At 43.6% G+C, this 14,551-nt stretch carries 10 protein-coding genes; all 10 read right to left on the reverse strand.

What is annotated here, in order from left to right:
* Positions 1–160: 160 nt before the first annotated feature.
* Positions 161–1,888 carry a C4-dicarboxylic acid transporter DauA gene (dauA, locus tag EGC86_RS04445; protein WP_123776744.1) on the reverse strand — a complete coding sequence of 576 codons (1,728 nt, stop codon included), beginning with the start codon at positions 1,886–1,888 and terminating at the stop codon, positions 161–163.
* Positions 1,889–2,170: 282 nt separating this feature from the next.
* Positions 2,171–3,427 (reverse strand): sensor histidine kinase, encoded by a 1,257-nt coding sequence (locus tag EGC86_RS04450; RefSeq protein WP_123776745.1) that lies wholly within the window; start codon positions 3,425–3,427, stop codon positions 2,171–2,173.
* 12 nt (positions 3,428–3,439) lie between these two features.
* Entirely contained in the window at positions 3,440–4,123 is a 684-nt protein-coding gene (locus tag EGC86_RS04455; protein WP_123776746.1) for a response regulator transcription factor, read from the reverse strand.
* Positions 4,124–4,140: 17 nt separating this feature from the next.
* Complete coding sequence (locus EGC86_RS04460; RefSeq protein WP_123776747.1) at positions 4,141–7,302, reverse strand: efflux RND transporter permease subunit; 3,162 nt, start codon at positions 7,300–7,302, stop codon at positions 4,141–4,143.
* Between the two features lie 3 nt (positions 7,303–7,305).
* Complete coding sequence (locus EGC86_RS04465; protein ID WP_123776748.1) at positions 7,306–8,514, reverse strand: efflux RND transporter periplasmic adaptor subunit; 1,209 nt, start codon at positions 8,512–8,514, stop codon at positions 7,306–7,308.
* Positions 8,504–9,907 carry a TolC family protein gene (locus EGC86_RS04470; RefSeq protein ID WP_123776749.1) on the reverse strand — a complete coding sequence of 468 codons (1,404 nt, stop codon included), beginning with the start codon at positions 9,905–9,907 and terminating at the stop codon, positions 8,504–8,506. Before EGC86_RS04470 ends, EGC86_RS04465 begins: the two co-directional genes overlap by 11 nt.
* Positions 9,908–10,105: 198 nt before the next feature.
* Positions 10,106–10,558, reverse strand: coding sequence for a hypothetical protein (locus EGC86_RS04475; RefSeq protein WP_123776750.1), 453 nt, complete (start codon positions 10,556–10,558; stop codon positions 10,106–10,108).
* A 10-nt stretch (positions 10,559–10,568) separates the two neighbouring features.
* On the reverse strand, positions 10,569–11,225 hold the full coding sequence (locus EGC86_RS04480; protein ID WP_245423095.1) for a TorD/DmsD family molecular chaperone: 657 nt from the start codon (positions 11,223–11,225) through the stop codon (positions 10,569–10,571).
* 74 nt (positions 11,226–11,299) lie between these two features.
* Positions 11,300–11,977 carry a DMSO/selenate family reductase complex B subunit gene (locus EGC86_RS04485; RefSeq protein WP_123776752.1) on the reverse strand — a complete coding sequence of 226 codons (678 nt, stop codon included), beginning with the start codon at positions 11,975–11,977 and terminating at the stop codon, positions 11,300–11,302.
* Between the two features lie 13 nt (positions 11,978–11,990).
* The gene (locus EGC86_RS04490; protein WP_123776753.1) at positions 11,991–14,537 is read right to left on the reverse strand and encodes a DMSO/selenate family reductase complex A subunit; all 2,547 of its coding nucleotides are present in this window, start codon (positions 14,535–14,537) and stop codon (positions 11,991–11,993) included.
* Positions 14,538–14,551 lie beyond the last annotated feature (14 nt).

A 14,551-nucleotide genomic window follows, 5' to 3' on the forward strand; every position in this document is an offset into this window, starting at 1 on the left:
GCTGTAGTGATGCCATACGGAATTGGCATCAACAAGGCTGCACATTGCAGACATTTGGCACTATATCGAAGTTGCTAAACCAGCCCTATAACTCACAAAGCGTTATCGTAGCGAGTTTATCGAAAACACCATACTGGTTTGTCAGCCTTTTATGGTGTGTTTAAGCTCCAGCCACCACATCATCAAGTGCATCTGCCAGCGTAGAATATGTCACACATTGCACACCATCTGGCTTAAACCCTGCTTTGGCTAAGGTTTTAAGTGGCTGAAATTGAAAATCGGCCAACAAGACTCGAGTATTATCACGCTTACATTTATCAATAAACTTATACAGCGCCGAAACGCCACCAGAGTCTAAAATAGACACCCCGTCAAAATACAACACCACCCCATCCTGGTCGCCACTCAAATGCGCCAACTCACCAAACACACTGTCGGCAGCAGCAAAAAACAATGGCCCATTAATTTTAAACACTTTCCAGCGTGGCGGTAACTCAACATGAATGTGCTTTTTCTGCTCGCTAATGTCTTGCACCTTGGTCATGTCGGCCACTTGTTTCATGAATAATAACGACGCCAAAATGATCCCAGCACTAATCGCAATCACCATGTCAAAAAATATGGTCAGTAACAAGCACACCATCAACACCAGTATTTCACTGGCAGGGGCTTTTTTAACAAGATGGACAATCTTAGGCGCTTCACTCATGTTCCAAGCCACCATAATAAGCAGCGCCGACATGCCCGCCATGGGGATATAAGCTAAAACAGTGCTGAGCGATAATAAAGACACTAACACCACCAGCGCATGGATCATGGCCGCGATTGGGCTTACCGCCCCCGACTTATAGTTAGCCGCCGAACGAGCGATGGCAGCAGTCGCGGTAATACCGCCAAAAAATGGCGCGATAATATTACCGATACCTTGACCAAGTAACTCGCTATTGGCGCTGTGCTTTTTACCTGACATGCCGTCTAGCACCACTGCGCACAGTAACGATTCAATGGCACCTAACATGGCGATAGCAAAGGCGGCAGACAATAGGTCACTGGCTAATTGCCAAGTGAGTACCAATGGCACTTCACCCGTTTGCGCGCGAAGCCAAGGCCATTCAAAATCGGGCAACATAGAGGGAATACCTGCACCGATTGAGCCATCGGCTAGGGTGAAACTGAACGTAGATCCAATCGTGGCCACATCGAAACCTTGGAGGTTCAACATCAACGCCACAATACTTGCGGCCACCACAGCAGGCAGATGCGCTGGCACAGCCAACTTGAGTTTTGGCCACAAAATAAACACCACTAATGTGCTTAATCCCACCAGTAATGTCGGCCCCGAAAAACTAGGAATTTCTTGAACTAAGGTAGCTACTTTACCGACAAAACTTTCTGGCATCTCGGTAATAGTTAGACCAAAAAAGTCCTTAACTTGCAGCACTGCAATCACCACGGCAATACCACCCGTAAACCCTAACGTGACTGATTCGGGAATATATTGGATATAACGCCCTAAGCGAAACAACGCCATGATAATCAACATTAGTCCGGATAACATGCTGGCCAGCAATAAACCTGACAGACCATATTGATGCACTATGGGATAGAGGATCACCACAAAAGCGGCGGTAGGGCCAGACACACTGTAACGCGAGCCACCGGTGAGCGGAATAATAAACCCACCAATAATGGCAGTATATAACCCGTATTGCGGCGCGACCCCAATGGCAATCGCAAGCGCCATGGCTAATGGAATAGCAATAATGCCAACGGTTAAGCCAGCTAATAGATCTTTAGTGAATGCATTGGCATTGTAGGGAGCGTCTTTTAAAGACTCTCGGAGTGCATGCCCGATACGAAGAGAAAATAAATGTGTGCGGTATTTCATTGCGGCGATCCCATAACCTAGTACGGCGTCAAGATACCCCTCATTATAGGCCGATTACCTTACAGTACAATCGAATTAAGTTAACACCTGATGATAATATAATTATCATCACATTATAATATAAAATTTATCTAAATAGAGGTAATAAGATCCACTGGCTCTGATGACTCGCGCAAAAAAGCCACCGATTATTTCGGTGGCTTCGGTGGTGTTTATTAAGAATGCACACAACAGTTGGCTGCCTAATCTTAGTCGCTAATCAAAGGCCAAACGGCTTAAACGTTAACGGCTAAAATCGATAGACACTTTGCGGCCGCGATTAGTATCTATATTTTGATAATCCCAGTCGTATTGCGAAATAAGTCTGGTCGTTAACTCAAGCCCTAAGCCAAAGCCTAACTCTTCAAAGCTATTAGCATAAGACTTACACTGATTAGCGATGCTTACCGATGTGGCTGACTGGCGAATAGTCACACTACCTTCAACCGTATGCTGTAAAGCGTTGCGGATAAGATTGTTTATAATTATTCGGCATAGCGTGTCAGGGAGTTGGTGAGCAGAGTCATCGGTTTCAATACTGATTTCAATATTTTTGCCGTGGATTAAATACGTTAAATCTTGCACTAGCTGGCGAATAAGCTGACCTAAATTAACCTCTTTTAACGGCAAACTTTTACCTTCACGTCGTGTTAACCACAATAAGGTTTCGGTGAGATCGGTCATGGTGAGCCCAGCACGTTCGATGCGGTGAACGACTTGAGCTTGTTTTTCAGCGCTACCGCCTTTGCTTATCAGCTTTTGCAGTAATTCAGTATTGGTACGGATCACCGCTATTGGGGTGCGTAATTCATGGCTGGCATAGCCTAAGAATTGCTGCTCGCGATCTAAGCTTTCCTGCACAGTACCTAAACTGGTTTTAACAATATCGGCTAGGGTATTTAATTCGCTAAAATGAAAGTCGGGTATTGGCTGAGCTAATTGTTGGCTATTTAATCCTTTCGCCCAAGTTCTTAAACGCTTCATTGGCCGCGCCACTTTTCGCATCATTAACATCAACACGATAGTAAACATCACAATACCTAAAATTGCAGTCGCTAATATCACCACAAAAAAGGGAATGCCTTTAGGAGGAGACATAGTGCCAGCTTGACTGTCAAAGGTACTGGAGACATATCGCACCTCGTTACCTTTAAGCACTTTTATAACAAAAAAGCCTTTTACAGGGGGCGTAATGGGCGAGCCGCCAATAATGTTTTTATACAACACGTTAAACTCTCTAGGCTCAGACTTAATATTTTGTTGGATCTCTTCGGGTAGGTCTTGCCAACGTGAAGCCACCGTAAAAAAATGTGATGTTTTCGGCTGACCATCGATAACCTGTTGATCTTGTGCTTGAGCGTACATGGTAGATTGTAAGATTTGGTCCATACCAGAAATAAAATAGTGCACACTGAGCATCGATAAAATTAAAATAGTACTAATACCAGTAAACAACATGACCAGTAGTACAAAAATTCGCAGGCTCGGGGTTAATTTCATGTAATGGCTATCCTACTGGTTATCTTTAATGGCAAAGCCATGACCACTAACGGTATGCAGCAACTTGAGTTCCTGGTTGCCATCAAGGTGTTTACGTAAATTAAACATGTGTACTTTTAAACTATTACTGTCTGGTTGGTCATCTCCCCACACACTTTGCATCAGTTTTTCACGCGACACAGGGTTAGGGCTCGCTCGTATTAACACGTCTAAAATTTTAAACGCTGTCGGCGATAGCTTTAAGCCTACCCCATTACGAAACGCCTGTTTCTGCTGCAAATCGAGGATTAAATCGGCCACGGTTAGGCGCATAGCTTGACCACTTCGGCGACGGGATAATACTCGAATGCGGACAATGAGCTCTTCCATTGCAAACGGCTTAATGAGGTAATCATCAGCACCTTTGGCAAAGCCGTCGAGCTTATCGTTAAGCGTGTCGCGCGCGGTAAGCATGAGTACTGGTACATCGAGGCCTTGCAGCCGCAAAGATTCACACACTTGCAAACCGTTCATTTTAGGTAAGTTCAAATCCAATATCACTGCATCATAGCGATTGAGTAAAATCAGATTCAGTCCTGCACTGCCATTCGCAGAATGGTCACAAAGAATACCTTCTAGCTCTAGGTACTCGATCACCGCCGTAGCTAAATCAAGATCGTCTTCAACCAATAACAACTGCAACTTGTCGGTGAACATCGAATATACTCCTCGGTTTACGACGCCACTGAGCTTGTCGTATGGTGATTTGGGCGCAGTTTAGCAATAACGTGATTGATAAATGCTTTCGACTCACATTGAATGAGCAACAAAGATGGCGTCAAAATCAAGGTGATGACGGTAGCAAATAAAATACCATAACCCAGCGCTGCCGCAGCAGGTATTAAAAACTGTGCTTGCGATGAGGTTTCGCCTAACAAAGGAGCTAAACCAGCAAAGGTCGTCACTGAGGTGAGCAATACCGCACGAAGCCGGCTGGTACATGACTCAACAATAGCATCGTGTACCGACAAACCCTCTTCTTTAATCAACTCGTTATAGCGCGATACGAGCAATAGACTGTCGTTTACCACCACGCCACTTAAAGCCAAAATACCATTTAACGATAAAATACTAATGGTTAAGTCATTCCACCAATGGCCTAAAATGGCGCCAACAATACCAAACGGAATCGCGGTCATGATAATCACCGGTTGTATGTATGATTTTAACGGGATGGCTAGCAAGGCATAAATGGCAATTAACGCCAGCACAAACATCGACCCTATCGAACTTGTGGTTTCAGCTTGTTGCTCAGCTTCACCGGCAAAATTGAAACTCACACCGGGGTATTGCACTGCTAACTGCGGCACTAACGTCTGCTTTAGCTGACTAACAAGCTCGTTTGAGGCAATTTTATCTTTATCTAGCACAGCACTGATGTATACCGCCCGTTGACTGTCGATACGGGTAATGTTCGACGGTTGGTAATCATTAAAAATCTGCGCCACGTGGCTTAATGGCACAATAGTACCGTCGCTAGTTCGAACATTGGCAAGCTTAATATCTTCGATGGTTTGACGATCTTCATCAGGGTAACGTACTCGTACTTTTACCTCATCTTTGCCACGTTGAAAACGCTGTACTACACCACCGCCAAATGACTGCAATATCTGGCTCGATAAGGTTTCGGTATCAAATCCTAGGGCACGACCTTGCTGAGTTAATTCAAAACGATATTGCGGCTCGCCTATGTCTAAATTGTTATCGATACCACTGACGCCATCCATGGTTTCTAGCTGCGCTTTTATCGCTTGGCCGGCAGCAAAGACGGAATCGGTATCGCTGGCTTTAATTTCCACTTTAAAATTATCGAGCATTTCTTGTTTCGATAATATTTTCAGCTTTTTTATGCCCTCCATTTGGCCAACAAGCTCAAGCCATTTTTGGCTAAATTCTTTGAGGCTATAAGGACTGTCTGTCGCTAACTCAACCTGAACTTGGCCCGAGTCACTGCTGCTTGCCATAACATGCAAACTGGTTAAATAGCTGTCCTTATTATGCTGCTGTTCGGCCACCAGCTGAGCATCGACTTGTTTTGCAGCAGTTTCTAAGGTCATTAAATTTTTATAGGTCTGGCCAAAACTGGCGTCATTTTGCATCGAAAAGTCGGCAACTACAGTGTCGCCAGCAATATCAGGAAAAAATGCCACTCGCACGCTGCCCGTTATTGGCATACCTGCAACCACAATAAACAGTGCGATAAACAGCAATACCACCGCATAACGAAACCGTAATGCAAACTCAATAAGTGGCTGATAAATCACTCGACTAAACCACTGCAAACCACTATCGGCAGCATGTTGGATATGATTAAACCATGACTTTTTAGCACTTTTTTGAGTATTAATATGCGCTAAATGCGACGGTAGAATAAATTTAGATTCAACCAACGACAACATCAAACAAATGGCGACGACAGTACCAAACTGGGCATAAATCTGCCCTAAATTACCTTCAACATTAGCTAAGGCAACAAAAGCGACTACTGTGGTTAACACACCAAATATCGTTGGGGTTGCCACTTTTAAAGTACCTTTGATAGTGTTGTCGATGTTGTCGCCGTATTTTTGCCGAGTGCTATAAACACTCTCGCCCACCACCACTGCGTCATCGACGACAATCCCCAGCGCCATAATAAATCCAAAAGTGGTCATTTCATTTAGGCTTAAGCCAGCAAAAGTATTGCTCATAAAAAACAAGGTGCCGAAGAACACAAACGGTAACCCTGCAGCAACCCAAAACGCCACTCGCAAATTTAAAAATAACGCTAAAATAATGAATACCAAAGCGATACCACTCAAAGCATTTTTAACCAATAAGCTTAAGCGTTCGATAATCAGCGTGCTTTTGTCATGCCAAGTAGCAATACTGACGTTGTCGGGTAATACATTAGAACGGCGCCATTTTTCGACGACTTGCTTAGCTTGCTCGACAATATCAACAATATCGCCATTTTCGTCCATCACAATTTCAATCGCGCTTGAGTTAGCTTGGTTATAACGCGACAACACAAAGGTATTGTCGGCAAAACCGTCTTTAATAGTCGCAATATCACCTAAGGTTATCAGCGAACCTTGACTGTTGGTGATCACCGGAATCGCCATAAAATCGTCTAATTGGTAAGCTTGCTGTGATACTTTTAGCCGTACGGTTTTGTCGTCGTTATATAAGCTAGTCGAAATGGATGCTGACGATTCGGCATTCACAGCACTGGCCACTGAGGCAAACGTCAGTCCATAGGCTTGCAACTTAGCTTCATCAATTTCTATAGAAATCATCGGTTCGGCTTTGGCTTTAATCTCGAGATCGTGAATGGCTGACTGACTTAATAAATCCGATTTAAGTTGTTCGGCTAATGCCTGCAACGTCGCGCGGTCGGCATCGCCGTATATCTCAATCCACAAGGCATGATCTTGCATGCGCATTTTATCAATAACGGGTTTTTCAGCTTCACTAGGAAAGTTATAAATCGCATCGACATTGGTTTTAATATCAGTGAGTAAAGTGTCTAAATCATAAGCGCTGGTTTTCTCAATTATCACACTACTGCCATTGGCGTTGGATGTTGACGTTATCCGTTTTATGCCCGGCACGGTTTCTAATGCATCTTCAATTTTAATTGCTATGCCTTCTTCAGCCAGCACTGGGTCGCCACTGTCGTAAGTCACCGACACTGTCACCCTGTCGGGTTCTAAACTCGGAAATGCCTCTTTGCGTAAGCTGCCTAAGGAGAAAAGACCCACGATTATCATGGCAATTAACAGCAAGTTAGCCGCTACTGAATTTCTAGCAAACCAGGCTATCGCCCCTGAGTGTGTAGATTGAGATCCCGACATGGCTTAAACCTCTAACTTAGCAAGCACCTTAGTGCCCACTTTAAAGCTGCTTAAAGGGCGCTTAACAATTTGGATTAAGCTCGGTCGACCTCTTTGCTCACTAACAATAGGCAATACATACACAAAACCGTCTTTTTCAAAGGCGATATTGGCAGCTGATTTAGCCAATTGACTGCTATCATTGATAAACCAAATATCACCTTGTTGTGAAATAGCAGATGAAGGTAACTGCCATAAATTGCTTAATGATTTACCGTTAATATGTGCTTTAACAAAGGTGCCAGGATACAGATCCGTTGTTTGTGCCAGTGGGTTGTCGACCACCACAATTAATGAACGTTGGCGGCTAGTTTGAGTTAAATGTTGCTCGACACGTTCAATGTAACCTTGCCATTGATGAAGACCATCGGCGCTGAACAAAGTCACATCCCACGGCGCTTTAACCAGCTGTGCATTATCAAACTCAGGTAGGTTTTGCCATTGCAGTTCAGACAGCGGTACGCTAATTTCAACTTCGGCTACGCTGTATAAAGTGCCAAGTTGGCTGCCTGTTTGCACGTAACTGCCAGGCTGAATATCGCGGCTCACCACCAGCGCATCAAACGGTGCGGTAATGTTGGTATAACTTAGATCTTGTTGCGCTTTTTTAAGCGCTTGTTTGGCATTTTCTAATGCTGCGGTGGCTTGAGCCAGTTGCGGAGTTCTTAATACTAGTGGAGAAGCTGGCTCGCCAGACAAACCTGAACGAAGCCATTCTGCTTTAGCTTGCTCACCTTGGCGTTGTTCTTCTAATAAATCGAGTTCCGCTTGAGCAACATCGGTTTGTGCTTGGGTTAACGCTTGTTGATAACTGGTGTCGTTAATTTTGCCTAACAAAGCCCCTTTTTTGATCACCTGTCCTGACTCAAATTGACGATTAACCTGTCTGATTTTGCCACTGACTTCGGCGCTAAGTGTTAGCTCATAACGCGGCCTTGCTTCACCAAATCCAACTACTTCTGCTTGATATTCTTGGCCATTAACCACAACAACGCCCACTTGCGGCAATAGTGATACCGCCGCGCTAGTCGTGACAGGTTTGACAGACAGTTCAGCAGCAGGCGCTTTTTTATTCGCTGGCGGCGCTAACTGCGACGCGGTATAGCCTAACGCAACGGCAATACTGCCCAGTGACAATACAGTGACGATGACGTTTACACGGTTAAGCTTCATGCGAGACTCCTAGACCTAGCGCTAAGCCTAAATCAATTCGGTTTATGAGACGGTTGTAAATGGTAGTAACAAGTTGCGCTTCAACATCAAAGGTTTGCTGTTGCACGGTCAGTAAATCAAAAATATCGACTAAGCCTTGGCGGTACTTTTGCTCATAACTGACAAAGCTGCGCTGAACACTAAGCTGCGCGTCGGTTAAGTGCTGTTGTTGTTTGGCGAGGGAATACTCTTGGCCAACGCTATTTTCGACCTCGTTGACCGCATTTAATAAGGTTTCTTGGTATACCCAATAACGCTGCTCAGTAGTTAACTTCGCTAACTCAGCTTGTGATGATAATTTGCCACCTTGGAACAAGGGCGCAGATAATTGCCCCAGCACACTCCATAACGGTCCGGTGAGTAATGCATCTGTTGGCGACTGCGCCATGTCGGTTAAACTGGCTGATAAACTGATCGACGGCAACATAGCCTTATAGGCGGCATCGGTACGTAATGCTTCGGCTTCAATATTGTAAAATGCAGTTTTAATATCAGGACGTTGACTTAGATTTTGTTGCCCCAGTGAACTAATAGGATTCAACACTGCAGGAAATGCAGCAGCAATGTTTACCGCTAAATCGTTGCCGGTCCATTGCCCTGTAAGCAAGGTCAAATCACGCTTGCTTTGGGCAAGCTGTTGTTGATAATCGGCTAAGGTAGCTTGTGTACTGGCGACACTAGTATTGGCATTATCGAGATTTTCTAAACTGCCTAAGCCAACACGATAACGCGCTAAAATAAGTGCTTTATTGTTGTCTAATACCGTTAAACGCTGGGTTTCAATCGCCACAAGTTGTTGTTTAAGGCTAATGTCTAACCAACTGCGCATCACGTTGGCGGCGACTAAGTCTTGCGCGCTTTGAAGACTGGCTTGCGTGCTGGCAATGTCTTTTAATGCAGCGTTGCTGCTGTCAGCAATTTTTTGCCATAAATCCAGCTCCCAACTCACGGTAATATCAGTGGTATAACTGTCATCGCTGTCTTCGGTTGAAGTGCCGCTAAAGCTGGCCTCTACTGACGGCAAACGGCTAGCAGAAGTAATACCGTGTTGGGCATAGGCCATTTTCAATGCCACTACGCTTTGTTGCAAACTAGGGTTATTCTGCAGAGCAGCAAATATAAAGCTCTGCAACTCAGGCACATTAACCAAGTCAGTTAAACGCGCTATCGATTGTGTCGGCACATCTTGTGTCTTTGAGGCCAGCAGCAACTGCTCAATTAAACGTTGGCTAGTATCCGCCTCAGCTTGACTGGCTCGGTCAGCGTAATTGACATTCTCGACAGTACTGCAGCCCAACAAGCTCACTATAATCAGTGCCAACATTGCGTGTCGTCGCGCCGGTTTTACCATCATCAACTGCTTCTCCCAACTTGTGTATTACACAATAATGGAACAAGCATACCCATGTACGGGTTAAGGAGAGGTTAAGATGGGGGGATAGAACTTGGGTATAACCTGTAAAGTAGATAAATAAAACCAAACAGGCAATTGAAAGATGTATCTTCATTGTCATAGCAACCAATATAAATAACGGTGCTATTTGTTTGCTTTCTATTTCATATTTTTAATTATATTTCTACTTTCTAGATCTATTGAATACACCTGACTATAAATTTTTTTAATTAGATCAACCAAATCACCACTACTTTTATCATCACGTTTTTGGCTTACCCATACATTAGACAAGGTCAGAATGAGTCTTTCCGCTTGGTTTAAATTGATTGTTTGAGATAATTTTATAAATAAAAGTTGGCAACTGATAATTAAGCATTTAAAAACCAGCTCATTTTTTAGTGGGCTTTCTGTATCTTGGCTTTCTTTTGTTAACCATTGAGGTTCACCCTCAATATACACTAACGCAGCAATTAAGTTAGCCACCGTCTTTATATCAGTGGCACCATTAAACAACTGCATGATTTCCTCTGAGCGCTGAAAACTTAATAATAAGCTATAACCCAGATCGGCCTTATGCCACTGCTGTACTATTGCTTGAAGAAATGCCATATATATTAACCTATCGATAAATAGCTATTCGTTTTGGTTTAAGTTCGAATGTTTTTTCAAGATACAAAAGGTATTCTTTGGCCAAAATAGAGAACGCTTTGTAATAATCTGTTTCAGCATGGGAATAGGCTAGATCTAAACATCGGTAAGCCCAAGGTAGCAAATGTTGCTCCAGTAACTCATCTATCGCTTTTTGAAAGTACGGATTTTGAGGTTCTTCCATCGCTTTGTTCAACAAGAATGACAGCACAGCAAAAATTAACCCAATATGATCCAGAGGTTCATTGGTTCTCATGCCGATATTAATGTCGTTAGCAGCATAAAACTGTTTTAACGTAACGGTGCTAAAGTCATTAAGTAACTGTGAAGAACTGGTATAAGCAGACCCCCAAGGTGCAGCTAAAGGTGTACCTGGGCCGTAAAATAGCATGCCATAGTCGAGCTTAAGCTTAATTAACTCTTCCTCCTCACCTTCCCATTGAGCAAGATAAGTTTTTAGGTGCGTTAATCCTTTATGGTTGGTATCGGTTGATAATAGCTGAGGCCAGTTCTCGACAATCTCTTGATGTTTAAAGGTATTGATTACATCCGACTCTGGATAAATAGTCAGTACAGAATGCAATACATTAGCAACTGCTTGTAAATCTTGAGTATTTTCAATATTCATATCGTTCACATTTACTTATAAATTTAAGTAGGATGAAAGGGTGTAATAAGCTTATTACACCCTGTATTGACTAATTATACTTCTCGAACGTTTAGGATCCGACCCGTGCTTGCACCAACAGGTTGGGCCTTCTTTGATGCCTTAACAATTAAGTTAGGTGAGGTAATCGATTCAGAAGGTAATGGCGCAAAGTGGCCATCGCCGTTACCGTATTTAGCTCGTAGGTTTTCCATAGTATCGAAGTCCAGTGCTCGTAAAGGGCATGACTCAACACAAATCGGTTTTTTACCTTCTGCTAATCTATCGAAACAACCATCACATTTGGTCATGACTTTGCGTTCAATATCAATCTGCGGCGCATCGTATGGGCAAGCTCTTGAACAGCTTTCACAGCCAATACATAACGACTCTTGAACCAGTACCAGCCCGTCTTCCTTTCTTTTATGCATAGCACCAGTCGGGCAGGCTTTTACACACACAGGTTCGTTACAATGGTTACAACCTACAGATGCGTAGTAAGCAAATACATTTTGCTCGTAACTTTCATCGCCATTTTGATCCCATGAACCACCACCGTATTCATAAACACGGCGCCATAACATACCAGGCATTGCCGATACGCCTTGATTAGCAACATCATCCTTGCTACGCGTTTTGCCAACCATTCGGTCTTTACAGGCAATATGGCAAGTTTTACAGCCGGTGCATTTGCTGCTATCGAAATAAAATCCTAATTGAGTTTCTTGTGTCATTTTAATTTACCCCTCAAGCCTTAACTACCTGAACACGATTGGTGTGCTGCGGATTTCCCTTTGATACAGGGGAAGGATGATATTTTGTCAGTGTATTAATACAGCCTCCAATATCCACAATATGACCAGATGGCCCCACTTTTCCACTCGCATCTGGTTTATACCAAGCACCTTGTCCTAAAGAGCACACACCAGGAGTCACTCTAGGAGTCAGTTTTACAGGCAGTTCTATTGTTCCTCTACCGTTATAAACATAAACCGTATCGCCATCAGATAATCCTCGAGCTGATGCATCTTTCGGGTTCATCCATACCGCATCTTCTACGGCTTCCCGTAACCATGGGACATTATGGTAACTTGAATGAGTTCGACCTTTAGTGTGATAACCACATAACTGTAATGGATAGCCTGCATCAATAGTGTCTTGATCTTGATAGCCGTCCCAAGTCACCACATATTGAGGTAATGGAGTAATTTGGTCTCCTGTAGGCAAAGACCAAGTGGCCGCTTTGCGTGCAAGTGATAATGAGAAAATCTCAAATTTCCCAGAAATTGTCGGTCTAGGATTCGCAACTGGATCTTGAATATAAGACTCAAATGCAACCACTGATGAAGACATATATTTACGGAAAACCCCGACTTTCTGAGCTTCTTCATAGGTATCTGGCATATCAACATCGGCATTCATCGCCTTGGTTTGTTGATAAAGCTTTTCACACCATTGTTGACCCGTTAGCCCTTCAGTGTATTCAGCGCCATTGCCCATCGCGTTAGCAATACCAGCACAAATCTCATACATAGATTGTGATTCACCTAACGGCTTCAATGAGGTGCTCATAAATGTTGCATAGGCCATTTGACCCGATGCATATGAATCATTGGCATAATCCACCGACTCTAGCCAAGTGCTATCTGGCAATAAGTAATCAGCAAATTTAGCTGAAGGCGTCATCCAGCAATCACTCACAATAATCAGTTCACACATGCTGTCATCTTCGAGGATTTGGGCTGTGCCGTTACTGTCTGAATGTTGATTCACTAAAGCATTACCAGCACAGTTGATAATTGCCTTAATGTTTGTGCCTAATGTTGCAGGATTATTATCGACTCGTTCTTGACTGCCACTAGAAGCAAAACGAACACCGTCTGTTGTTCCACTAAACTCTTCACCACGCACAACGGCATCTGACCATGTGAAAACAGGGATAGTCACGTCTACAGGGTTGCTCCCAGTAGGCATTCCCGAAACACCAAAACTATAACTTGACGGCATGGCACCGCTATTTACACCCGCACGGCCTATTTTTCCGGTCATAATGGCTAGGGTATACACGGCTCGAGTAGCTTGGTCGCCGTTTGCATGACGGCTAATACCTGCACCAGCAGAAATATAGGGCGCTTCAGCGGCCATAATAGCGGTAGCTAGTTGTTCAATTTTATTTGCTGGAACGCCGCAGACTACGGCAGCCCAAGCTGGTGTTTTCGCTCCTTCTGATACAAATATACCCTGGCCCATAATATAGTCATGGTAGTTTTGTGCTGGGTCGATATATTCAGCGTGTGAAGCAATGAACGGATCGGCATTTAGCGTAACAGACGCCTTAGTGTTCACTAACGATGCTTCGTCATAACCTACTGCATATTTATCTAAAAACGGTTTGGCATGTTGATCAACCCAACCACTACTTATCATCTGATAAATAACCGCTTCAATTAACGCTGCATCAGTGCCAGGGCGAATAGCAAGCCACTCATCTTCATTACCACGCATTGAATCTGTGTATCTGGGTTCAACCATCCAAACTTTGATGTTCTTTTTATTACTTTCTAAAGATTTAACAAAGTCATAGCCTTCGCCACTACCACTCATGCGTATCTCATTTGGATTAAATCCAAAACCAACAAATAAATCAGAGTTAACTATTTCGCTTAACGAACTACCACCAATGCTATCCCATTGATCGCCATAAGTAGCCATACACGCTGGATACACTCCAGCCCATGAATAATCCCAATGGTGGTCTAGAAAACCGCCATTTAAATTCAATAATCGACCCCAAGTAGCAGTATTCGATGAGAAGCCATAATAAGCGCCTGTACCGTAATGCATGTAAATTGATTCAGGCCCGTAGTTATCTTTAATGGCTTGTAATTTTGTGCCTATTTCTGAATAGGCTTGTTCCCAACTGATAGGGACAAATTTTGCTTCACCTCTTTTACCAACACGTTTCATTGGAGAACGTAGTCGGTCTGTTGCATAGGTTCTTTGACGAAGTGAGCGTCCACGAGGACAGGCTCGAGCTTGATGGTTTACACCATATTCATCAGTCGTCTCATGGTCAGTTTCAATTCGGGTGATAACACCGTCTTTACTGAATACTTTAATAGGGCAATTTGAACCACAGTTTACTAAGCACGCAGACCAGTTAAGCTGTTCAAGCGAACTTTCTGGTACTTCTGGTGGCACTACATTGATTTCTTTCGCACTATCTTCACACCCAGTGATAGTTGCTGCAGCGCCAAGTGCTGCACTCATTTTTAAGAAATTTCTACGTTCCATTTCTATATCCTCGC

The sequence above is a fragment of the Shewanella frigidimarina genome, assembly GCF_003797125.1.
Taxonomy (GTDB): Bacteria; Pseudomonadota; Gammaproteobacteria; order Enterobacterales; family Shewanellaceae; genus Shewanella; species Shewanella frigidimarina.

Excerpts from the sequence above, each read along its gene's own strand:
- dauA (WP_123776744.1), bottom strand. The coding sequence starts at position 1,888 with ATGAAATACCGCACACATTTATTTTCTCTTCGTATCGGGCATGCACTC.
- EGC86_RS04450 (WP_123776745.1), bottom strand. The coding sequence starts at position 3,427 with ATGAAATTAACCCCGAGCCTGCGAATTTTTGTACTACTGGTCATGTTG.
- EGC86_RS04455 (WP_123776746.1), bottom strand. The coding sequence starts at position 4,123 with ATGTTCACCGACAAGTTGCAGTTGTTATTGGTTGAAGACGATCTTGAT.
- EGC86_RS04460 (WP_123776747.1), bottom strand. The coding sequence starts at position 7,302 with ATGTCGGGATCTCAATCTACACACTCAGGGGCGATAGCCTGGTTTGCT.
- EGC86_RS04465 (WP_123776748.1), bottom strand. The coding sequence starts at position 8,514 with ATGAAGCTTAACCGTGTAAACGTCATCGTCACTGTATTGTCACTGGGC.
- EGC86_RS04470 (WP_123776749.1), bottom strand. The coding sequence starts at position 9,907 with ATGATGGTAAAACCGGCGCGACGACACGCAATGTTGGCACTGATTATA.
- EGC86_RS04475 (WP_123776750.1), bottom strand. The coding sequence starts at position 10,558 with ATGGCATTTCTTCAAGCAATAGTACAGCAGTGGCATAAGGCCGATCTG.
- EGC86_RS04480 (WP_245423095.1), bottom strand. The coding sequence starts at position 11,225 with ATGAATATTGAAAATACTCAAGATTTACAAGCAGTTGCTAATGTATTG.
- EGC86_RS04485 (WP_123776752.1), bottom strand. The coding sequence starts at position 11,977 with ATGACACAAGAAACTCAATTAGGATTTTATTTCGATAGCAGCAAATGC.
- EGC86_RS04490 (WP_123776753.1), bottom strand. The coding sequence starts at position 14,537 with ATGGAACGTAGAAATTTCTTAAAAATGAGTGCAGCACTTGGCGCTGCA.